The organism is Microbacterium sp., assembly GCF_031178445.1.
Taxonomy (GTDB): Bacteria; Actinomycetota; Actinomycetes; order Actinomycetales; family Microbacteriaceae; genus Microbacterium.
Genome location: NZ_JAPSIY010000002.1, coordinates 60134 through 80717 on the forward strand (window position 1 = coordinate 60134; position 20584 = coordinate 80717).

Genomic DNA, 20584 nt, shown 5'->3' on the forward strand with positions numbered 1-20584 from the left:
CGCCCCTGCAGCGCGGGCCCCGGAGTCGGCCCCGGACCAGGCCGCATCCGCCCCGGTGGGAACCGGGCCGTCCGCGCCCGCTGCGCTCGACCAGGGCACCTACGACGCGCTCCGCACGCCGCGTAACCCGGCGGGTCTCGCGCTCGACGGCGCCTGGCACCAGATCTCGCCGCGGTACGTCGTGTCGCAGTTCGTGCAGAACGCGATCTTCATCGCGGTCGTCGTGATCGCCGCGCTCGTGTTGGCTCTCGTGCTCGACCAGAGCTGGGTGTGGATCCCGGCGGGCCTGATCATCGTGATCACCCTGCTCACGCTGATCATCCTGCCTCGCCAGGCCAAGGCGCTGGGCTACATGCTGCGTGAAGACGACGTCGTGTTCCGCAAGGGCATCCTGTGGCAGCGCATGGTGGCTGTGCCTTACGGTCGCATGCAGCTGGTCGACATCACGCAGGGGCCGCTCGATCGGGCGTTCGGCGTCTCGCAGCTGAAGATGGTCACCGCGGCGGCCACGACCGGCGTGCAGATCCCCGGGCTGACCCAGCAGGCGGCTGAGGCGCTGCGCGACACTCTCATCGAGGTCGCCGAGACCCGGCGGACCGGGCTGTGAGCGACCCCCGCAGCCCCGGCATCGCCGAGCCGGCGGCCCCCGGCGCTGACGAGGTCCTTCCCGAAGGCGGGTCCTCTTCGCTGGCGGACGGCGAATGGCATCGGATGCACCCGCTGACACCGCTGTTCAAGGGCGGTCTGGCGCTCATCGTGATCGCCGGCATCGTCATCGCGAATATGCGCGACCGCGTCGTCGGCTGGCTGGTGAATCTGTTCGCGCCCGGCGAGCTCGACGACGACGCGGTCGACTACGCCGGAGCCGACCCGCTCAATTGGGTGCTGGAGAACAACCTGATCCTGGTGGCGCTGCTCGGCGTGCTCGGGCTGGTGCTCGTGCTCATCGCGATCTTCTGGCTGGTGTGGCGCTTCCAGCAGTTCCGCATCACCGGCGACCACGTCGAGGTCCGCAAGGGCATGATCTTCCGTTCGCACCGCCGAGCCCCGCTCGACCGCGTGCAGGGCGTGAACCTCACGCGCCCCTTCCCAGCCCGCATCATCGGTCTCGCGAAGCTCGAGGTCGTGGGCGCCGGCAACGACGCGAACGTGCCCCTGGAGTACCTCGCCACCTCGCGTGCCGAGTCGGTGCGCGCCGACATCCTGCGTCTGGCCTCGGGCGCACGTGCCGCTCGCGAGCACGCCCGCACCGGAACCGCGCCGGCACGAACTCGTGCCGAATTCGTCGGATCGGTTAACGCGGGCGTCTCCGGCCTCATCGAGGGCGTCGACCTCGCCGACGTCGCGCCGGAAAGCGTCGTGAAGATACCGACCGGGCGTCTGGTCGGCTCGCAGCTGCTTCATGCGCTGCTGTGGGTGGTGTTCTTCGTCATCATCGCGGCCGTCGCCATGAGTGCGACCCTCATAGGCATGCGCGCCGATGGCGAGGACAACGGCGCCATCGCGATCGCGATGCTCGGCATCGGCCTCGGCATGGGAATCCCGATGGTCATCGCTGCGGTCGGCATCACCTGGGCGCAGATCTCCAAGTCGCTGCGTTACTCGATCGCTCCCACGCCCGACGGCGTGCGCATCACCTACGGGCTGCTCACGACCGTGACAGAGACGATCCCGCCGGGGCGCATCTTCGCCGTGGAGGTCACGCAGTCGCTGCTGTGGCGGCCGTTCGGCTGGTGGACGATCAGGATCAACCGCATGAGCGGGAAGAGCGCCGCGCAGCAGCAGTCCGGCAGCGCGCAGCAGTTCAACGTCGTGCTGCCCGTGGGCAAGAGGGCCGACGTGGAGCGGGTGCTCGCGCTGATCCTTCCGGATGCTCCCGCCGCGGACATCCCGCTGGTGTGGGAGCACGGCATCCTGGGACCGGTGGACGGCGACCCGTACAAGACCATCCCGGCGCGGGCGCGCTGGCGCCGGCCTCTGTCGTGGCGGCGCCACGGGTACGCGCTGACGGAGTTCGGCGTGCTGCTCCGGCGGGGAACGGTCTGGCGCAAGCTGGCCGTCTTCCCGCTGGCGAGGCTGCAGGGCGTCTCGATCTCGCAGGGTCCGATCGATCGGATGCAGCGGGTCTCGGCGGGTCAGGTGCATTCCGTGCTCGGGCCCATCTCGGGCGGCCTCTCCGGGCTGGAGCGCGAGGATGCGATCGCGCTCCTCGACGGTGTGAGCCGCGCCGCCGCGCTCGCCGCCTCGCGCGACCAGACGCACCGCTGGGGGCAGTACGCCGCAGAAGACCGGGCGCAGCAGGTCACGCCGGCGCCTCCTGCAGGGTGAACCGATGAGGCGGGACGGCCGGCTCGGAGTCGGCGTCATCGGTGCAGGAAGGGTGGGACCCGTGATCGGCGCCGCCCTCGCCGGCGCCGGCCATGCGATCACGGGCATCACCTCCGGTTCAGACGACGACAGGGCGGCCGCGGTACTCCCCGGCGCGCCCGTGCTCGACGCCCTCGAGGTCGTGCGCCGCAGCGAGCTGGTCGTGATCGCGGTGCCGCACGCGGAACTGCCAGGACTGGTCGCAGGCATCGCCGAGCTCGGCGGCTGGCAGATGGGTCAACTCGTGCTTCACACCGATCCGGAGCACGGCATCGAAGTGCTGCGCCCCGCCGCAGAGCGCGGCGCCATCCCGCTCGCCGTGCACCCCGCGATCGCCTTCACCGGCACCACAATCGACCTGCGGCAGCTGCAGGTGGCCTTCGCCGCGGTCACGGCGCCGGCGGCCGTTCTGCCCATCGCGCAGGCACTAGCCGTCGAGATGGGCTGCGAGCCTGTCGTCATCGCCGAGCAGGATCGTGCCGCGTACGCCGAGGCGATCGCGACGGCATCCGCGTTCTCCCGCTCCATCGTGGGACAGGCGACCGCTCTGCTGCGAGGGGTGGGCGTCGAGAACCCCGGGGGCTACCTCTCGGCGCTCGTGTCGTCGACGGTCGAGCAGGCGCTGCGAGAGGCATCCGCCCCGCTCGAGCCTCCGGCGGGCCTCTGAGCCGGGTGCAGGCTCTCCTCTGTGATTCGGGGAAGCTGCACCGCGTAGTGCTCGGAGACATCCGCGGATTCGCCCCGCGGCCGGGTGCCATCGCCGACCCGCACCGAGAACGACTGCACGATCGGCTCCCGCAGACCCATCAGATGGACGTCGCAGATCAGCGTGCCGCGCTCACACGGGATGCGCCAGCGCAATGACGCCGCGTCGCGCGCCGTGACGACGCGATCGGCAAGGGGTGCTGCGGTGCGCAGCGGCCTGCCCACCTCGTCGTGCGCCGCGCGCATCCGCGCCGCACGCACCTCCAGAGGAACGTCGCGAAGAACGTTGCGCGCGAGCAGACCGGACACATCCGACAGGGGACGGTCGTCGAGCACGAGCGCATCGAGGGCGGATGCCGCCGCGAGGGTCTGCGGCCAGGGCCGCACGACCGCGGCGGGCGCATCCACGGCGGTCAGGGCGTCGTTCAGCGCCCGAGAGGCGACAGCCCCGGCGCGGAAGGCGTCGGAGTTGCCGAAGACGATCACTCCCACGCCGCTGGCGACGTGCCATCGCATATGGGAGGAGAAGCCGGGCAGCCCGCCCGCGTGCTGCACGATGCGACCGAATCGTCGGTCGTGCTCAACGACGACGCCATAGCCGTACCCCACGCCGTCGACGTCCCTGCCCTCGAAACGGGCACCCGACGCCGGGATCATCGTTCTCACCGACTGCAGCTCTCTTCGCGATTCCGCGCTCAGCACATCAGGGGCGAGGGGGGAATCGGAGAAGGCCGATCCGAGGAAGTGCATCCACCGGGCGATGTCGCCCAGCGTCGAGAACAGGCTGCCGATGCACGCGAGTGCACCCGAACCCACATACGGCTCCGGAGAGAAGGTCCTGCCCTCGTCGAAGGTGCGGAAACCGGCGGCGAGGTCGCTGCCCTGCGGGTACTGCGACGCCTCCGGTCTGGTGTGGCTCAGCCCCAGCGGTTCGATGATGCGCTCGCGCATGACGCGTTCGACCGGCGCGTCCGCGACCGCCTCGATCGCACGACCGATCATCGAGATGCCGAGGTTGGAGTACTGGTACTCGGTGTCGGGGAACGTCGAGAGCGGCAGGCCGGACTCCACGAGTTCGGAGATGTGCGTCCGCGGCTCTCCGAGATGCTCGTCGCCCCACGCGTTGTCCTCGGTGAGGCCGGCGCGGTTCGAGAGCAGGGCGGCCAGGCTGAGAGACACCGGCCGACCGCCGAACGTCGCCGCGGCGAGACCGGGTACGTACTCCGCCGCAGGAGCGTGCAGATCGAGCACGCCGTCGTCGCGCAGTGCCAGAGCGGTGGCGGCGAGGAAGCTCTTCGTCATCGACGCGATGCGGAAGACCGTCCCCTCGGCCGTTCGAGCCGGATCCCGTCTCGGCGCGCCGTGCAGGTCGACAGCGACCAGTTCGCCTCGGCAGGCCACGGCGGCCGCCGTGGCCGGGGCGAGATGCCTCGAATCGTCGAGCGCGGACCGGAGCAGATCGGCGAACCCCGCGATCCCGGTGCTCGGCGCTGCGGGCACGATGTTGCTCACCGTCGACGCTCCGCGCTTTCGCGCACCTCCCGGGCGAAGCCGCTGACCAGCATGCGGCTCGCGGCCGTGTTCTCCGCGTCGTCACGATGGGCGTCGGCCACGATCTCGGCGAGGGGGCGGTCGCCAGGTGCGGGATCCGTCGGTTCCTGCCACCACTGCAGGTCGTCCGCCGAGACCTCCGGGTGGAACTGCACGCCCCGGACGTGCGCCCCGATCCGGAAGGCCTGAACGGTCACGGCATCGCTTGAGGCGAGCAGCACCGCACCGGGCGGCAGGGCCGTGATCTGATCCTGGTGGTTCTCGATCATGGGCGAGGCCGCGCCGAGGGCCGACATCACGGCATCCCGACCGCCTTCGTCCGTTGTGGCGATCGACGTCGAACCGCGCTCCTTCGCCCCGTACGACTCCCGCACCTCGCCACCGGCGATCTGAGCGAGCAGCTGGCCCCCGAGGCAGATGCCGAGGGTCGGCAGATCCCTCTCGATCGCCTCGGATGCGAGCTTCCGCTCGTGCGGCAGCCACGGCCCCTTCTCGTCGTCGTCGGGCATCATGCCCCCGCCGAGCATCACCAGGCCGTCATAGGCGTCGAGGTCGTCAGGCAGGCCGTGCGCCCCGTGCCGCACATCCGTGCGTACCCCCTCGGCATCCAGCCAGCGCAGCAGGCGCCGGGGTCCCGAGGAATCGGCGTTCACGATCACCAGCACGCGGGGGCGATCCTCCTGGCCCGAGAGGAAGGCGAGATGGTCGGCATCCGACGCCTCCAGCACCCTCAGGACGTTTCGCCACGCCAGGCCCTGCAGATCGTCATCGGACCATCCCCTGCGGCGCAGCTCGTCGAGGAGCCGGGGGTAGCCGGACACGTCGCCGAGGCCTGCGGGCATGGCGTCCGTTCCGTCGTAGTCGGCGCCGAGCCCGACCGCGTGCACCCCGGCGATCGCGCGGATGTGCTCGATGTGGTCTGCGACATCGGCGACGGTCACCGCCGGCGGTTCGCCCTCCTCGCCGGCGAGGGACCAGTCACGGCGAGCCTGGCTGAGGAACGTCGGCACGAAGGCGACCATGACGATCCCTCCCATCGCGCCGATGGCCGCCAGCACGTCGTCGGGGACGTTGCGCGGATGATCGCAGAGGGCGGCGGCGCCTGAATGGCTCACCATCACCGGTCGCGTGCTGGTCTCGATCGCATCGCGCATGGTGGCCGGTGAAACGTGCGCGAGGTCGACCAGCATGCCGATGCGGTTCATCTCGCGCACGACCGCTCGCCCGAAGGTGCTGAGCCCGTCGTGGCGCGGTGCATCGGTGGCGGCGTCGGCCCAGTCGGTGGTGTGGTTCCACGTGAGCGTCATGTACCGCGCGCCAAGCCGCGCATACTGACGAAGCACGCCGAGCGACCCGTCGATCTGCGCCCCGCCCTCGACGCCGATCAGAGAGGCGATGCGATCGTGGCGCATCGCGGTGCGCGCCTCATGAGCGGTGCGCGTGAACGTGAAGACATCGGGATGGTCGTGCACCAGACGATGGACGAAATCGATCTGCTCGAGCGTGGCGGTCACCTGCGCGGCACCCTCGTGCACGGGATCGACCCACACCGACCAGAACTGCCCGCCGACGCCGCCCGCGCGCAGCCTTATCGCGTCGGTGTGCAGATCTGGGACGATCCCTTCGAGCCCGGTCGTGGACAGGTCGTAGTGCTCCCGCCGCGCCCAGGCGAGGTCGTTGTGTCCGTCGATCACCGGGATCATGTATCAGGCCTTTCGAGCATTGAGGTGGGCGAAGATGCGCCGGGTGACATCATGGTCCACCGGCACCGGCCGGCCGTCCAGCGATCGCACCGGAGCGGCGCCCCTGGTGCTGGAGCACAGCCAGAGCGCGTCGGCGGTGAACAGATCGGCGGGGGTGAGAGCGCGCACGGCGACCCGCTCGTCTTCGGTGCGCAGCGCGTCGAACGCATCCGCCTGAGTCGTGCCGGGGAGGATGCCGAACTCGACGGGCGGTGTGATGTACTCGCCGTCGATGCGGGCGATCACGGTCGAGTTGGGACCCTCGAGGATGTACCCGTCGCTCGAGACGAAGATCACCTCTCCGGCGCCGCGGCGCCGGGCTTCGCGATTCGCCGCCATGTTCACCGCGTACGACAGGGTCTTCGCGCCCTGCAGCAGCCACGGGGATGTCTTCGCCACGTCGGAGCGATAGCCGCGGTCGAGCAGCACGGCGTCGGTCTCGGCAGGCGGTTCGGCGCGCTGGCGCAGCGGAGCGAATCCGAGTGCCCAGCCGGTGAGCGCGCCCGTCGCCTCGTCGCCGCGCGAGAGGACGTATTTCACCGCACCGCGTGGCACTCTCAGCTCGGCGGCGACCGCCTCGACGGCCCGTCGCCACACCGCCCGATCGGGCGCGGGCAGATCGAGCAGCCTCGCCGATCTTTCGAATCTGTCGAGGTGCGCCTCCACCGCCTGCGGGATGCCGTCGACCACGACGATCGTCTCGAAGACGCCGTCTCCGCGCGTGGCTGCGAGGTCTGTGGCCGTCAGCAGCGGTGCATCGGGCTCGACGCGCTGCAGGGCCGATGCCGGGTCGACGGCGCGCGGATCGACCCGGAAGAGGATGAGCGGCTTCATGATGATCCTCGGGACTCAGGCGACGAGCTCGGCGGTGCGCACTGTGTTCTTCAGCACCCAGTCGGTGTCGACGTCGTAGCCGATGCCCGGACCCTGGGGGACGGGAACCCGCCCGCGTTCGGCGATCACCGGCGGCACGATCACGTCACGCTCGTAGTACTTGTCGGAGCCGGACACATCCGACGGCAGGGTGAAGTTCGGCAGGGAGGAGATCGCCACGTTGGCGGCTCTTCCGACGCCGAACTCGTGCATCCCGCCGCACCAGACGGGGATGCCGGCCTCCATCGCGAGGTCGTGGGCACGCTTCGCGGCGGAGAGGCCGCCCATCCTGGAGACCTTGATGTTCAGCACCCTTCCGGCCTTCGTCTCGATCATCGTGCGCAGATCCGCCAGCGCCACGACTGATTCATCGAGGCAGATCGGCGTCTCCAGCCGGCGCTGCAGGCGGGCGTGCGCCGGAAAATCGCGCGGGGTGAAGGGCTGCTCGATCATCGTGAGCGCGTACTCGTCCAACTGCCGGAAGACCGCCGCGGCGTCTTCGGTGTCGGGGTAGGCGCCGTTCGCATCCACGTGCAGATCCAGGTCGGGGTGCTGCGAGCGCACCGCGCGGACCGGTTCGACATCCCACCCGGGAGCGATCTTCAGCTTGATGCGGGGGTAGCCGGCGCTCACCTGTCGTTCGACCTGGGCGAGCAGTTGGTCGATGCTCGGCTCGATCCCGAGCGAGACGCCCGCGACGACCTCGCTCCTGGTGCCGCCGAGGGCTGCGGCAAGGGAGCGCTCCTGCGACCGGGCATGCAGATCCCACGCGGCGGCTGAGAAGCCCGCCTTCGCGAACTCGTGTCCGCGGATCCTCGCCCATGCCGTCTCGAGCTCCGCGGGCTCATCCCAGTCGCTGCCGAGGACTGCGGGCCCGAGGTAGCGGTTCGCGATCAGCCAGGCCGTGCCCGTCGTCTCCGACGTGAAGTACGGGTCTGACGGCGAGGCGATCTCGCCCCAACCGGACCGTCCGTCCCCGTCGGTCGCCCGGACGAGGATGTGCTGCAGGCCGCTCTTGCGGTGCGAGCTGGTCTCGAAGCTGTGCACGAGCGGCAGCGACACCTCGAAGAGCGTCAGATGCTCGATCCTCATCGGCGGTTCTCTCCGTCGTGATCCGGATGGTGCAGTCCGAGGTCCGCGGCCAGCTCGTCGCGCGCGGCGAGCCGGCGTCTCGCGCCCTTCGCACTGGCAGTGGTGAGCGTGCTCAGCAGATGGCAGACGGCGGCGACCGCCGTGGGAGAGTCCGCGTACGAGGCGGAGTGCGTATGCACCTTGATCACGGCCGAGGCGACATCGGTGAGGGGCGCGTCGTCGCTGTCGGTGACCACGATGAGCTCACCGCCCGCCCTGCGGAAGCGCTCGCCGAACCGGATCGACTCCTCTCGGTAGCGCCGCATGGTGAAGAGCACGAGCACATCGGTCGCGCGGACGTCGGTCAGCACGGTGAGCGGCGACAGGGAACGGTCGTCGACGAGGAACACGTTCGACAGCGTCGCCGAGAGGTCGGCGGCGAGCAGATCCGCGTAGGCCACGGCTTTACCCCTGCCCGCGATGTATCGTCTGCGTGCCCCGAGGATCAGCGTCGCCGCCCGCGACACGGCGCCAGTGCGGGTGAGCTCGTCGAATGTGCGTGCCAGCGATCGCGTCTCTGTCTCGATGATCTTCGCCTGGAGCACCTCCGCCGACAGATTGGTGCGGAAGCGCTCGCCGAACCGCGCGCCGGGTGAGACCAGCGCGCGGTCTCCTTCGTCCTCTGTGCGTGTCATCACTGACCCTCCGCGGCGAGATAGACCGCCGTCTCATCGTCCAGTCTGGTGCAGTCGACCAGGACGAGCCCTGTGCTGAAGATGGCCTGCATCCCGTCGCGGATGCTCGCCTGCAGATCTCCGACGCGGAACGCTGAGGCGCCTGCGACAGGAAGGGGCAGACGTGCCGTCCGGATGCCGTTCTCGGTCGCTCTGAACACGCGCCCCCAGTCTGCGGAGCTGAACGACGGGGTGGGAAGCGTGCGGACACCTTCGAACGGGTCGGCGGTGCGATCGAGCGCCCAGTCGACGATGATCCGGTCGGTGCGCGGCCGGTCGTAGTAGTCGACGGCGTAACCGGTTCCCTCTGCTTGAAGTGCGGCGAAGTTGAAGTGCGCGTTGCGGCTCAGCAACGGGTCGAAGGTCCACCTCATACGGCGCTGCCCCCAGCCGAGCGCCACCTCTCGCTGGCACGCCTTGAGCAGGCGGCCGATCCCGCGCCCCTGATAGTCCGGGTCGACGACGGCCGCCTGCGAGTAGTGGTACTCGGCGCCGCTGCGATCCCTGCCTGCGAATCCGTACGCGAAGCCGACCAGCCTGCCTTCGTCGTGCACGCCCACCGCGGAGCCGCCGTTCTTGGCGAGGGCGCTGAGCAGATTGGGGTTGAGCGAGAACTCGGGCTCCTCATACTGGAAGACCCGGGTGTACAGTTCAGCGGCTTCCCGGAACGCCGCATCGCCGACGAGCGTTTCTCCGCGCAGGGGGATGGTGGTGGGTTCCGGCATGATACGTATCCTATGTGTGGATCAACCGAAGTTGAAGGGTTGATTTTGCTGATGTCTTCTGCGGTCGACTCGGTGGATATGACTCATATGATGGCGCAGGAGGACTGATGAACGTTACCGAGCAGGCACGGGAGCTGGTGGACCGGCTCGCGCAGCTGACCCGCATCGAGACGCCATCGCTCGACGCGGCTGCGAGCGGACGGATCGCCGACCTGCTCGCCGCGTGGTGGCGCGCCGCCGGCGCGCAGGTGAGGACCGTGTGTACCGACGCCGGGACGAGCGTCATCGCGGATGTCGCCGGAGACGGGGCTCCGCTGATGCTCGTGGGACACTCCGACACGGTCTGGCCCGCCGGGACTCTGCAGGCGCAGGTGCCTTGGGTCGACGACGGCGAAGTCGTACGCGGCCCTGGCGTCTACGACATGAAGAGCGGCCTGCTCATCATGCTGGCCGCGGCCGAGCGGGTGCGCGGACGCCGCCACCGCGCCTTCCGAGCGATCGTGGTCTGCGATGAAGAGGTGGGCTCGCCCACCACCACCGGGCTGCTGAGGGAATGCGCGGTCGATGTGCGCGCGGCGATCGGGTTCGAGTCGCCGCATCCGGACGGCGCGCTGAAGGTCGGCCGGCGGGGGAGCACTCGGGTGCGTCTCTCGGTCTCCGGCCGCGCGTCCCATGCCGCGCTCGACCCCGAGGGCGGGATCTCCGCGATCGACGAGCTCGTCGATCAGCTGCACGCCCTGCGAGTGATCGTCAGCGACCCCGGACTGCCCTCGGAGGTGCTGTGCAATGTCGGGACCATCCGAGGCGGGGGAAGGGCGAACGTCGTCCCCGCGGAGGCGGAGGCCGAGATCGGCCTCCGGTTCGTCGAGCCCGAATGCGAGAGCCGCGTGCTCGCGGCCATTCGGGCGCTGCGCCCCAGGCGAGACGGCGCCTCGCTTCGAATCGAGGTGCTGAGTCATCGACCGGCGTGGCGGGCGTCGACCGCCGATGAGGACCTGTTGAATGAGATCTCGCGCGCCGCGGACGGAGTCGGGCAGCGCATCACCGGTCGGCCGGCGGCCGGCGCGGGCGATACGAACCTGCTCGGATCGCTCGGACTGCCGACGGTCGACGGGTTCGGCGCTCGCGGTGGCGGTGCCCACGCGGTGGATGAGCACATCGTGATCGCCTCGCTCGTCGAGCGCGTCGCGCTGCTCGAGGCGCTGCTGATCGTCGACTAGCGCGAGGATACGAAACGTATCTCATGCGAGGTGGCCGAACGTGCCACACGACGGCTGTGTGGCGAAGATGCGCGCGCGTTCGGTGATGAGATCAGAGATGCCCGCTATTTCAGGGTCTTCATCTGCGGATCAGAGGCATACTGAGCGGATGTCTGAGCTGCATGGAGTGTTTCGCGCATGTTGCGATCGCAAGACAATCGCGATCATCCGACACGAATAGGTTGACCTTGGGGGCAGTCTTGCTGTTCTATTGCTCCCATCCCAGGGTTCACGATTCCCCGACGAAAGGAACCCCCGCACATGTCCGTATCCCATCGCAGACACCGGCACCGCATCGCGTCGCTGGCGATAGCAGCGCTGCTGATCGCCGTGCCCGCCGGAGCGGCGCACGCCACAGACCTGTCGGCCGCCGGTCAGCAGGCCCCGGCCGAATCCACGCCGTCTCCGACGACGTTCCGCATCGCCACGTCGGGCTTCGTGGACTCGTTCAATCCGTTCGTGTCGATCTACCTCACGCCGACGAACATCATCCGCTACGTCTACGAGTACCTCGTGCAGAACGACGCAGAGGACGGCTCGCCGACGAAGGGGCTCGCCGATTCGTGGGACACCGAGGACGGCGGCGCGACCTGGGTCTTCACCCTTCAGGACGACCTGAAGTGGTCCGACGGCGAGCCGATCACGGCCGATGACGTCGTCTACACCTACACCCAGATGATGGAGGTGCCCGAGCTGGCGGTCGCCAACGGGAACCTGGTGACGAACTTCGAGAGCGTCGAGGCTCGCGACGAGAAGACCGTCGCCATCACGCTGAAGGGACCGCAGGCCTCCAACCCCGGCCTCGAGATCCCCGTGGTGCCGAAGCACATCTGGGAGGCGGTGGAGAACCCGGCGGAGTTCGCGAACGACAAGGATGTCGTCGGTTCCGGCCCGTACCTGCTCGAGTCCTACGAGGCGAACCAGCGCATCACGCTCAAGGCGAACCCGAACTTCTGGCGCGGAAAGCCGGAGGTCGACCGCATCCAGTACGTGTACTACACCAACTCCGATGCGCAGGTCCAGGCGCTGCGCTCCGGTGAGGTCGACCTCGTCACCGGTCTCAGCCCGACCCAGTACGAGGCGCTCGAGGGAGCCAAGGGCATCACCGTGCACTCGGGTGAGGGCCGTCGCTACCACTCGTTCAGCATCAACGTCGGACTCATCACTCGCGACGGCGTGCCTTATGGCACCGGCCACGAGGCGCTCAAGGACAGGGAGGTGCGCCAGGCGCTCCGACTGGGCACCGACACCGAGAAGCTGCTCGAGAACGTGCTCGACGGCCTGGGTGTGCAGGCGACGAGCTTCATTCCCGCGTCGTTCAGCAAATGGACGCTGCCCGCCGACGACCCGGTGATCATGGGCTACGACCCCGAAGCGGCCAAGCAGAAGCTCGAGGACGCCGGTTGGACCGTAGGCGCAGACGGCGTGCGTGAGAAGGACGGGAAGAAGCTCGAACTGCGCCTCCTGGTGGACGCGGAAGACCTGCAGGAGCAGTCGATCGCCGAGTACTTCGTCCCGTGGATGGAGGAGATCGGCGTGAAGATCAATGTCGAGTCCACGGATTCCGACACGATCAGCACGAAGGCCGTGCAGGGCGACTACGACATCTACTTCAGCGGATGGAGCGTGAACCCCGACCCGGACTACCAGCTGGGCATCAACCTGTGCTCGACGCTCCCGACCGGCACCGACGGCTCGGGTGGTACCTCGCAGGACGGCTATTGCAACCCCGAGTTCGACGCGCTCTACGAGCAGCAGCGCGCTGAGCTCGATGAGACCAAGCGACAGCAGATCGTGCACGACATGCTGGCGCTGAACTACACCGATACCGCTCAGATCGCGACCTGGTACGCGAACTCGCTCGAGGCGTACCGCTCCGACCGCTTCACCGGCTTCACGCTGCAGCCGAAGGAGGGCGGCATCATCGCCAACCAGGCCGGGTACTGGGGCTACAGCACGCTCAAGCCGGTCGACGACGCATCCGCGGCCGACGCCGGAGGCGCCCCTGTCGGCCTGATCGTCGTCGGCATCGTGATCGTCGTGCTGATCATCGGCGTCGTGGTGTTCATGCTGCTCCGACGTCGACGGATCGCCGACGTAGAGTGAGCTGTTGGGGCCGCCCGCGGCGAATGCCGCGAGCGGCCCCACCCTGTGCAAGGAGGTACGGATGACCGAGATGATGCCGTCCACCGGGGCGGTGATCCTGGAAGAGGAAGGGCTCGATGAGCCGCCCCGGAGCGTGTCCGGCTGGCGCTACTTCCTCGGCAAGCTCGGCGGCGCCGCCGTGAGCATGGCCATGGTGATCCTGCTCGGCTTCTTCGCCTTCCGCATCCTTCCGGGTGACCCAGTGGCCTCGATCGCCCGTGAACGTCAGCTCAACGCCGAGCAGGCCGCCCAGCTGCGTCACCAGATGGGCCTGGACAAGCCGATGTGGCAGCAGTTCGGCGACTACCTCGCGAACGTCGCGACCCTCAACTTCGGTGAGAGCTACGTCTACAAGTCCTCGGTCGCCTCTCTCATCGGCGACTACTTCTGGAACACCATCCTGCTCACCGGCACCTCGGCGATCCTCGCGATCGCCCTCGGACTCTGGCTCGGTCAGCGGGCAGGCTGGAACCACGGATCGCTGTTCGACAAGGTGACCTCGGGCACCTCGCTCGTGCTGTGGTCGGTGCCCACCTTCTGGCTCGGCCTGATCCTGCTGATGATCTTCGGCGGCACGCTGCGCTGGTTCCCGACCGGAGGGATGCTTTCGCCCGATCCGCCGTCCGATCCCCTCGGATTGATCGGCGATGTCGCATCGCACATGGTGCTCCCCGTGATCACCATGGTGGCCGTGGTTTACGCACAGTACGTCATGGTCATGCGCGCCTCGGTTATGGAGGAGAAGAGCGCGGACTATCTCACGACCGCCCGCGCCAAGGGCTTGCGCGAAGACCTCGTGCGTCGGCGTCACGCCGTGCCGAACGCGCTGCTGCCCACCGTCACGCTCGTCTTCATGCACATCGGCGGTCTGATCGCAGGTGCGGTCACCGTCGAGACCGTCTTCAGCTGGCCGGGACTCGGCAAGCTCACCTATGAGGCGATCTCGGGGCCCGACCTGCCGCTGCTTCAGGGGACCTTCGTGGTGTTCTCCGCCATCATCATCGCGATGAACCTCATCGCGGATCTGATCTACCGGTTCCTCGACCCCCGAGTGAGGCAGGCATGAGCAGTCAACCAGCACTCCGCTCGCCCCAGGCGATGACGTGGGACCGCCGCCGCGCCGCCTTCGCGGAGTTCTGCCGCGAGTTCGCCCGGCATCGCGCCGGGATGATCGGCATCGGCTTCCTCGTCGTCATCATCGTGCTCGCGGCGCTGGCGCCCGTCCTGGCGCCCGCGTGGATGCTCGACGTCACCCGGCTCGACGGGGCGCCCCGGTTCGCGCCGCCTTCGTGGGAGCATCCGCTAGGCACCGATCACCAGGGTCGCGAGATCTGGGTCCGGATGCTGTGGGGCGCCCAGGTGTCGCTGGTCGTCGGCTTCGCGGCCACGGCGATGTCGATGGTCATCGGTACGATCGTCGGCATAGCCGCTGGTCACTTCACCGGATTCTGGGGCGGCCTGCTCATGCGCCTCATCGACTTCTTCCTCGTGCTGCCTTCGCTGATCCTCGCGATCGTGCTGTCCTCGGTGCTCTCACGCGGGGTGTGGACGATCGTGATCGCCATCGGCCTCACGTCGTGGGCCGGTACCGCACGTGTGGTCCGGTCGCAGACCCTGTCGGTCGAGAGCCGCGATTACGTCGAGCGCTCCCGCGTCCTCGGTGCCGGCCACTGGCACATCATCGTGAAGCACCTGCTGCCCGCGGTGCTGCCGCTGGTGCTGGCGAACACCACCCTGACGGTCGGATCGGCGATCATCGCCGAATCCACCTTGTCGTTCCTCGGGCTGGGCGACACGACGCTGCAGTCGTGGGGAGCGATCCTGAAGAACTCCATGGATGTCTCCGCGGCGACGAGCGGCTACTGGTGGTACGTGCTGGTGCCCGGTCTCGCGATCGTCCTGGTCGTGCTCGCGTTCACCCTGGTCGGCCGTGCCGTGGAGAACATCGTCAATCCGACCCTGAGGAACCGGTGATCCATGCCCGATCTGACATTCGAAGACGTCTCGATCACCTATCGCACCTCCGGCCGCAACGATCGAGGCGAGGTGCCGGCCGTCTCCGACGTCTCGCTGAGCCTGCCCTCCGGCGGCACCCTCGGGATCGCGGGCGAATCCGGGTCGGGAAAGTCGACCCTGGTGATGAGCGTGCTGCGACTGCTGCCGCGCTCCGCACGGATCGAGGGACGCATCCTCATCGGCGACACCGATGTGCAGTCGCTGAGCTTCGGACAGCTGCGAGCGCTGCGCTGGGCTGAGGCGTCCATCGTCTTCCAGGGCGCGATGCATTCGCTCAACCCCGTACAGACCGTCGGCAACCAGATCCTCGAGGCGCTGCAGCTGCACGTGACCGACAAGTGGAAGACCGACAAGGCCAGGGCGGCGCGGCTGCGAGAGCTCATGGCGGCCGTCGACCTTCCGGTCCGCAAGGCGGACTCCTACCCGCATGAGCTGTCGGGCGGGCAGAAGCAGCGGGTCATGATCGCGATGGCGCTCGCCTGCGAGCCCGACATCATCATCGCCGACGAGCCCACCACCGCTCTGGACGTGATCGTGCAGAAGCAGATCCTCGACATGATCAGCCGGCTGGTGGCAGAGCGCGGCATCTCGCTGCTCATGATCAGCCATGACCTTTCGGTGCTGGCGACGGCCTGCGAGCGCATCGCCGTGATGCGCGACGGACGGGTGGTCGAGCTCGGCGACGCGCAGCAGATCTGCACGCGCCCGGAGCATCCGTACACGAGGCAGCTCGCCGAGGCGTTCCCGACGATCGGTGATCCGCAGTCGCGTCTGAACCCCGTGACGAGGAGGGAGCGTTCGCAGGACCCGGATGCTGCCGCCAACGCCATGACCGAGGAGGTCCTGCTGCGCGCGCGGGGTGTCAGCGTCACCTATCGTTCCGGCGGCAGCACCATGCGGGCGGTCAAGTCGGTGGATCTCGACATCCATCGCGGTGAGATCCTCGCCCTCGTCGGGCAATCCGGTTCCGGCAAGAGCACCCTGGCGCGCACGCTGATCGGCCTGCAGAGCGCGGACGAAGGATCGGTGGTGCAGTTCCGGGGCGCCGACCTCCCCCGAGCGGGCAAGGCGCTGCGGGCCTTCCGCGGCGAGGTCCAGATGGTGCTGCAGGACCCGGCCGCAGCCCTGAACCCGAAGCTCAGCGTGTACGAGTCGGTAGCGGAGGGACTGCGTGTCCAGCGCTACCGCGGTGACGAGCGGGAACGCGTGGCCCAGAGCCTGACGGATGCCGAGCTCACGCCGCCGGAGAAGTACTTCGGGGCCATCCCGCAGGAGCTCTCCGGCGGTCAGCGCCAGCGGGCCGTGATCGCGGGGGCGCTCGCCGTGGGCCCGCAGGTGCTCCTCGCTGACGAGCCGGTGGCGTCCCTGGATGCGTCGGTGCGCGGCGAGATCCTGGCGCTGCTGCTGTCGCTGCGGGAGCGGCTCGGGCTGAGCGCCCTGGTCATCACCCATGATCTGGGCCTGGCGTGGAACATCGCCGACACCGTCGCCGTGATGGTGGACGGTGAGATCGTCGAGCACGGGCCGACCGAACAGGTGCTGCTCGACCCGCAGCATCCGTACACCAGGAAGCTGCTCGCTGCGGCTCCCACCATCGAAAGGGCGACGGCGTGACCGCTGCTGCGACGAAGGACGCATATCTCGGCACCGCCCCTCTCAGCCCCGGCGACACCGTGCGATTCGTGTCTCCGTCAGGGCTCGGCAAGCCCGACAGCCTCGCGCGGGCCGTGGCCTACTACGAGGCGTGGGGGCTCAACGTGATCGTCGGCGATCACGTGCTGCAGCCGCATCCGCGCGCCGAGTACCTCGCCGGACCGGACGACCGGCGTCGTCAGGATCTCGTCGAGGCGTGGTCGGATCCCGACACCGACGCGGTCGTGTGCATACGCGGCGGCTACGGCGCAATGCGCCTGCTCGACGGAATCGACTGGACGGCGATGCGCGAGGCGTCCACCAGGCGCGACGGGCGCCCCAAGCTGCTGACCGGCTCGTCGGACATCACGGCCCTTCACGAGGCGTTCCGGGTTCATCTCGACGTGCCGACGCTGTTCTGCCCCATGGCAGGCAACGACGTGTTCCGCGATTCGGAGAAGGCGCGGGAGGACACTCGTCGCTGGCTCTTCGAGCCGTGGGGCGGGCGCAGCATCATCGGTCCTGCGACCGGCGTGCTCGCCGAAGGGGACGCGGCGGGTCTGTTCACCGGAGGCAACCTGAGTCTGCTCGCCGGAAGTCAGGGTGCGCCGGAGGCGGAGCGATGCCAGGACGGCATCCTGTTCCTCGAGGACATCAACGAGGAGCTCTACCGGCTCGACGGCTTCCTGCTGCAGCTGCAGCGCGCCGGTCGGCTGACGGCCGCATCCGGGATCGTGCTCGGATCGTGGCACGGATGCGGCGACCTCGCCGCCGTGCAGGCGCTGATGCAGGAGTACCTCGCGGATCTCGGCGTGCCGGTGCTGTGGGAGCAGGGATTCGGGCACGATCCGAATGCGCTGAGCGTGCCGCTGAACGTCAGCGGCAGACTGCACGCCTCCTTCGGGGGCGGCGATCACGGTGTCGCGCTGGTCGTCGACGAGGAATCGTCATGACCATCGCCATGCCGCCGCTCGATCCGCGGGCGCGGTGGTCGGTGCGCGTGGTGGACGCCCTCACGGGGGACGCCCTGGCGGAGCATGAGCCGGATGCCGTCTGCGAGACGGCGAGCATCGGCAAGGTGTTCCTGCTGATCGAGGTCGCCAGGAGGCTCGCCGACGGACGGCTGAGCCAGGATCAGCGAGTGCGGATACCGGCTGAGCACGTCGTGGCCGACTCCGGTCTGCTCTACCGGATGCTCGATCAGGCCCTGACGGTTCACGATGCCGCCCTGCTGGTCGGCGCGGTCAGCGACAACCTCGCCACCAACGCGCTGATCTCGCTGTGCGGTGTCGATGACGTACGCGCGGTCGCCGCTGAGCTCGGCTACCGCGACACTTCGCTGCACGACTACATCCGCAACGAGCGCACCCCCGAGATGCCCTGGACCCCGTCGTACGGCACGGCACGCGAGCTCGCCGACCTGATGCGCCGGCTCGGTGCAGGCGATGTCGTCTCGCCCGCCGTGAGCGAGCAGGTGCTGGCCTGGCTGGCGACCGGCACGGACACGTCGATGCTCGCGGACGCGTTCATGCTCGATCCGCTCGCGCACCCCGACCCCGAGTATCAGGGGATGCTGCTGCGGCACAAGACCGGGAGCACGAGTTTCGCGCGCATCGACATCGGCTGGCTGCAAGGACCGACAGCGACAGTCGCGTACGCGGTCGCGGCCAACTGGAAGGGGCGATCCGAAGACCTTCGCGCACCCGTGATCGACGCGATGCGCGGGCTGGGGGAGGGCATTCGTCGGCATGTCACCGGTCGCGGCCGCGCCGAGGCGGACGCATGACGAAGATCACGCATTTGGAACCCGTCTCCGGGTTGTCGTGGAGCGTCTTCCGCGGTGAGCGCGCCGAGGTCATGCGATGTCTCGGCGAGGAGCACGCGGACGAGATCCATTCCTTCCGGCACCTTCCCGGCGGCTCATGGGAGGCGCAGGTGCGCCGCGCTGACGGCGTCGCGGCTGACCGGCTGGATGCCGTCATCGCCTCGACGCGCGCATTGCTGCCGCTGGAATCACAGGAGCTCGCCTGGATCGCCGAGGGCGCAGGCATTCCCGAGCGCGAGATCTGGGCCCGCAATCTGCGCGGCGACCTCGGACGCGACGGCACAGGGTGCAGCGACATGGCCTTCGTCACCGGGTCGGGGGCCGTGATGGGGCACAACGAAGACGGCGACGGCGAACTGCACGAGAAGATCCGCCTGGTCACGCTCGACATCGAGGGAGATCCCGCACTGACGGCGGTGTGGTACCCCGGGATGCTGCCGTCGAACGCGTTCGTGACGACCGAGGCCGGTCTGACGTTCGGGATGGACCACGTCCCGGTCGTCACCGCATGCACTGCGGGGGCAGGCCGTCATCTCGTCGCACGGCACGCGCAGCGTCAGGTCACCGGAGACGCGGCGCGCGCCACGCTCTCGGAGGTTCCCTGTGCGGGCGGTTTCGCATTCGACGTGGCGGATGCCGCGGGGCGCGTCGATCTGATCGAGAACGCGGCCGGTCGGGTCGAGGCCGCCTCGGGTCGCCATCGGCACACCAACCACCTGCGTCTTCTCGACGGCACCCGAGACGGTCTCGCGGTGCCGGAGGACGACCCGTGGCTGCGGGAGAGTCGCAGCCGCCTGCGCGCCCTCGAGGCGGCCTGCGCGACGCCCGCGGACGCGGAGGACGTGTTCGCGGCGCTGCGCGCCCCCGGGGTCCTCGGTCGCTCGGAGGATCTGTGGACGAGTGTGACAGCGGTCGTCGAGACCGCCGCAGACGAGGTGCTCGTGCAGGGCAGCGGGCCGCGCTGGCGCGGCAGGCTGAGCGCCTTCGCACGAGGAGAGCGGGTGCAGCTGTGACGATCGGTTTCGACGCGCTCGAGCGGGACTTCCCGGGGCTTGCGATCTCGGCGATCGCCGCCGATATCGACACCGGCGTGGAGCTCTTCCGTCACCAGTCGGAGCGGGTCCTCGACACGGCCAGCGTCGGCAAGATCTTCCTGTTGCACCGGCTGCTGACCGAGGTCGATCGTGGCGAGCGCAGCCTCGAGGAGCGGGTGACCCGCAGGCCGGTGGAGCAGATCGACAACTCCGGTATCTGGTACCTGCTGCAACAGGACTCGCTGACCCTCTATGACGTGGCCGCGCTCATCGGGGCGACGAGCGACAACGCGGCGACCAACACGCTGTGCCGCGTGATCGGCCTGGACCAGGTCGGCGCGCACACCCGCGCGCTGGGCTACGCCGGTTCGAGCCTTGACGATGTCGTTCGCTGGCCGTTGCCGCCGGGGGCGCCGCGGACCCTCTCCCATGCCAGCGCCGAGGAGTTGCTGCGATTCGTGCAGCGCACGGCCGATGCCGTCGACCTCAGCTCTGCGTCGAGCGACACGCTGCAACGCTGGCTCGGGGCGGGCATGGATCTGTCGATGGTCGCTTCGCCGTTCGGGCTCGATCCCCTCGCGCACTACTTCTTCGACCGGGACGTCTGGCTGTGGAACAAGACAGGCACGATCAGCACCGTTCGTGCCGACATGGGGCTCGTGATGTCACCAACGCGGCGGATCGCCTACGCCGTGCTGATCAACTGGGAGCGGGGCACCCCTGCGCGCGATCGAGCGCTGCAGGTGATGCGCAACGCCGGTGACGCGATCCGCGCCGAACTGGGCTCGCCGAGCAGCTGATCGCGGAAGGGCGCACGGTCCCGCGCGATGCAGAGATGGAGAACGCAGGTTCCTCGGCTCGGGAACCTGCGTTCTCCATCTCCGGTCGGCGCGGTGTCGCGTCGG

Annotated in this window: 18 protein-coding genes; 12 read left to right on the forward strand and 6 right to left on the reverse strand. The window is 68.9% G+C overall.

Annotated elements, in window-relative coordinates; genetic code table 11:
- The first annotated feature begins 55 nt into the window (after nucleotides 1-55).
- From RIN43_RS03155 to RIN43_RS03165, 3 genes are read left to right on the forward strand one after another with little or no spacing between them, the layout of a single operon-like run.
- Entirely contained in the window at nucleotides 56-607 is a 552-nt protein-coding gene (locus tag RIN43_RS03155) for a PH domain-containing protein (RefSeq protein ID WP_309127800.1), read from the forward strand.
- Nucleotides 604-2328, forward strand: a complete 1725-nt coding sequence (locus RIN43_RS03160; RefSeq protein ID WP_309127427.1) for a PH domain-containing protein — start codon at nucleotides 604-606, stop codon at nucleotides 2326-2328. Before RIN43_RS03155 ends, RIN43_RS03160 begins: the two co-directional genes overlap by 4 nt.
- A gap of 4 nt (nucleotides 2329-2332) precedes the next feature.
- Nucleotides 2333-3034, forward strand: coding sequence for a DUF2520 domain-containing protein (locus RIN43_RS03165; protein WP_309127428.1), 702 nt, complete (start codon nucleotides 2333-2335; stop codon nucleotides 3032-3034).
- On the opposite strand, the gene RIN43_RS03170 is transcribed toward RIN43_RS03165, so the two are convergent.
- Genes RIN43_RS03170 through RIN43_RS03195 form a run of 6 tightly spaced genes read right to left on the reverse strand, consistent with a single transcriptional unit; the run spans nucleotide 2950 to nucleotide 9768 of the window.
- Nucleotides 2950-4584, reverse strand: a complete 1635-nt coding sequence (locus tag RIN43_RS03170; RefSeq protein ID WP_309127429.1) for a serine hydrolase domain-containing protein — start codon at nucleotides 4582-4584, stop codon at nucleotides 2950-2952. The genes RIN43_RS03165 and RIN43_RS03170 overlap by 85 nt on opposite strands.
- Nucleotides 4581-6326, reverse strand: a complete 1746-nt coding sequence (locus RIN43_RS03175) for a membrane dipeptidase (protein WP_309127430.1) — start codon at nucleotides 6324-6326, stop codon at nucleotides 4581-4583. The genes RIN43_RS03170 and RIN43_RS03175 overlap by 4 nt, the downstream gene beginning before the upstream one ends.
- A gap of 3 nt (nucleotides 6327-6329) precedes the next feature.
- Nucleotides 6330-7199 (reverse strand): aminodeoxychorismate lyase, encoded by an 870-nt coding sequence (locus tag RIN43_RS03180; RefSeq protein ID WP_309127431.1) that lies wholly within the window; start codon nucleotides 7197-7199, stop codon nucleotides 6330-6332.
- Between the two features lie 15 nt (nucleotides 7200-7214).
- The gene (gene menC / locus RIN43_RS03185; protein WP_309127432.1) at nucleotides 7215-8330 is read right to left on the reverse strand and encodes an o-succinylbenzoate synthase; all 1116 of its coding nucleotides are present in this window, start codon (nucleotides 8328-8330) and stop codon (nucleotides 7215-7217) included.
- Complete coding sequence (locus tag RIN43_RS03190; RefSeq protein ID WP_309127433.1) at nucleotides 8327-9004, reverse strand: SIS domain-containing protein; 678 nt, start codon at nucleotides 9002-9004, stop codon at nucleotides 8327-8329. Before RIN43_RS03190 ends, menC begins: the two co-directional genes overlap by 4 nt.
- On the reverse strand, nucleotides 9004-9768 hold the full coding sequence (locus tag RIN43_RS03195; protein WP_309127434.1) for a GNAT family N-acetyltransferase: 765 nt from the start codon (nucleotides 9766-9768) through the stop codon (nucleotides 9004-9006). Before RIN43_RS03195 ends, RIN43_RS03190 begins: the two co-directional genes overlap by 1 nt.
- Nucleotides 9769-9875: 107 nt before the next feature.
- Between RIN43_RS03195 and RIN43_RS03200 the strand changes: the two genes are divergently transcribed.
- From RIN43_RS03200 to RIN43_RS03240, 9 genes are all read left to right on the forward strand, one after another.
- Complete coding sequence (locus RIN43_RS03200; RefSeq protein WP_309127435.1) at nucleotides 9876-10988, forward strand: M20/M25/M40 family metallo-hydrolase; 1113 nt, start codon at nucleotides 9876-9878, stop codon at nucleotides 10986-10988.
- 300 nt (nucleotides 10989-11288) lie between these two features.
- Nucleotides 11289-13133 (forward strand): ABC transporter substrate-binding protein, encoded by a 1845-nt coding sequence (locus RIN43_RS03205; protein ID WP_309127436.1) that lies wholly within the window; start codon nucleotides 11289-11291, stop codon nucleotides 13131-13133.
- Nucleotides 13134-13194: 61 nt separating this feature from the next.
- Nucleotides 13195-14238: an ABC transporter permease gene (locus RIN43_RS03210; RefSeq protein WP_309127437.1), complete on the forward strand. Its 1044-nt coding sequence runs from the start codon at nucleotides 13195-13197 to the stop codon at nucleotides 14236-14238.
- A complete protein-coding gene (locus RIN43_RS03215; protein ID WP_309127438.1) occupies nucleotides 14235-15146 on the forward strand; it encodes an ABC transporter permease in 912 nt (303 codons plus the stop codon). Before RIN43_RS03210 ends, RIN43_RS03215 begins: the two co-directional genes overlap by 4 nt.
- 3 nt (nucleotides 15147-15149) lie before the next feature.
- The gene (locus tag RIN43_RS03220; RefSeq protein ID WP_309127439.1) at nucleotides 15150-16802 is read left to right on the forward strand and encodes an ABC transporter ATP-binding protein; all 1653 of its coding nucleotides are present in this window, start codon (nucleotides 15150-15152) and stop codon (nucleotides 16800-16802) included.
- On the forward strand, nucleotides 16799-17773 hold the full coding sequence (locus tag RIN43_RS03225) for an LD-carboxypeptidase (RefSeq protein ID WP_309127440.1): 975 nt from the start codon (nucleotides 16799-16801) through the stop codon (nucleotides 17771-17773). Before RIN43_RS03220 ends, RIN43_RS03225 begins: the two co-directional genes overlap by 4 nt.
- Entirely contained in the window at nucleotides 17770-18606 is an 837-nt protein-coding gene (locus tag RIN43_RS03230) for a serine hydrolase (protein WP_309127441.1), read from the forward strand. Before RIN43_RS03225 ends, RIN43_RS03230 begins: the two co-directional genes overlap by 4 nt.
- On the forward strand, nucleotides 18603-19658 hold the full coding sequence (locus RIN43_RS03235) for a C45 family peptidase (RefSeq protein WP_309127442.1): 1056 nt from the start codon (nucleotides 18603-18605) through the stop codon (nucleotides 19656-19658). The genes RIN43_RS03230 and RIN43_RS03235 overlap by 4 nt, the downstream gene beginning before the upstream one ends.
- Nucleotides 19655-20479: a serine hydrolase gene (locus RIN43_RS03240; RefSeq protein ID WP_309127443.1), complete on the forward strand. Its 825-nt coding sequence runs from the start codon at nucleotides 19655-19657 to the stop codon at nucleotides 20477-20479. Before RIN43_RS03235 ends, RIN43_RS03240 begins: the two co-directional genes overlap by 4 nt.
- The last annotated feature ends 105 nt before the right edge of the window (nucleotides 20480-20584 follow it).

What these genes read in the sequence shown, in the direction of transcription:
- RIN43_RS03165 (WP_309127428.1), top strand. Translation starts at nt 2,333, where the DNA reads ATGAGGCGGGACGGCCGGCTCGGAGTCGGCGTCATCGGTGCAGGAAGG.
- RIN43_RS03175 (WP_309127430.1), bottom strand. Translation starts at nt 6,326, where the DNA reads ATGATCCCGGTGATCGACGGACACAACGACCTCGCCTGGGCGCGGCGG.
- RIN43_RS03180 (WP_309127431.1), bottom strand. Translation starts at nt 7,199, where the DNA reads ATGAAGCCGCTCATCCTCTTCCGGGTCGATCCGCGCGCCGTCGACCCG.
- menC (WP_309127432.1), bottom strand. Translation starts at nt 8,330, where the DNA reads ATGAGGATCGAGCATCTGACGCTCTTCGAGGTGTCGCTGCCGCTCGTG.
- RIN43_RS03190 (WP_309127433.1), bottom strand. Translation starts at nt 9,004, where the DNA reads ATGACACGCACAGAGGACGAAGGAGACCGCGCGCTGGTCTCACCCGGC.
- RIN43_RS03195 (WP_309127434.1), bottom strand. Translation starts at nt 9,768, where the DNA reads ATGCCGGAACCCACCACCATCCCCCTGCGCGGAGAAACGCTCGTCGGC.
- RIN43_RS03200 (WP_309127435.1), top strand. Translation starts at nt 9,876, where the DNA reads ATGAACGTTACCGAGCAGGCACGGGAGCTGGTGGACCGGCTCGCGCAG.
- RIN43_RS03205 (WP_309127436.1), top strand. Translation starts at nt 11,289, where the DNA reads ATGTCCGTATCCCATCGCAGACACCGGCACCGCATCGCGTCGCTGGCG.
- RIN43_RS03210 (WP_309127437.1), top strand. Translation starts at nt 13,195, where the DNA reads ATGACCGAGATGATGCCGTCCACCGGGGCGGTGATCCTGGAAGAGGAA.
- RIN43_RS03215 (WP_309127438.1), top strand. Translation starts at nt 14,235, where the DNA reads ATGAGCAGTCAACCAGCACTCCGCTCGCCCCAGGCGATGACGTGGGAC.
- RIN43_RS03220 (WP_309127439.1), top strand. Translation starts at nt 15,150, where the DNA reads ATGCCCGATCTGACATTCGAAGACGTCTCGATCACCTATCGCACCTCC.
- RIN43_RS03230 (WP_309127441.1), top strand. Translation starts at nt 17,770, where the DNA reads ATGACCATCGCCATGCCGCCGCTCGATCCGCGGGCGCGGTGGTCGGTG.
- RIN43_RS03235 (WP_309127442.1), top strand. Translation starts at nt 18,603, where the DNA reads ATGACGAAGATCACGCATTTGGAACCCGTCTCCGGGTTGTCGTGGAGC.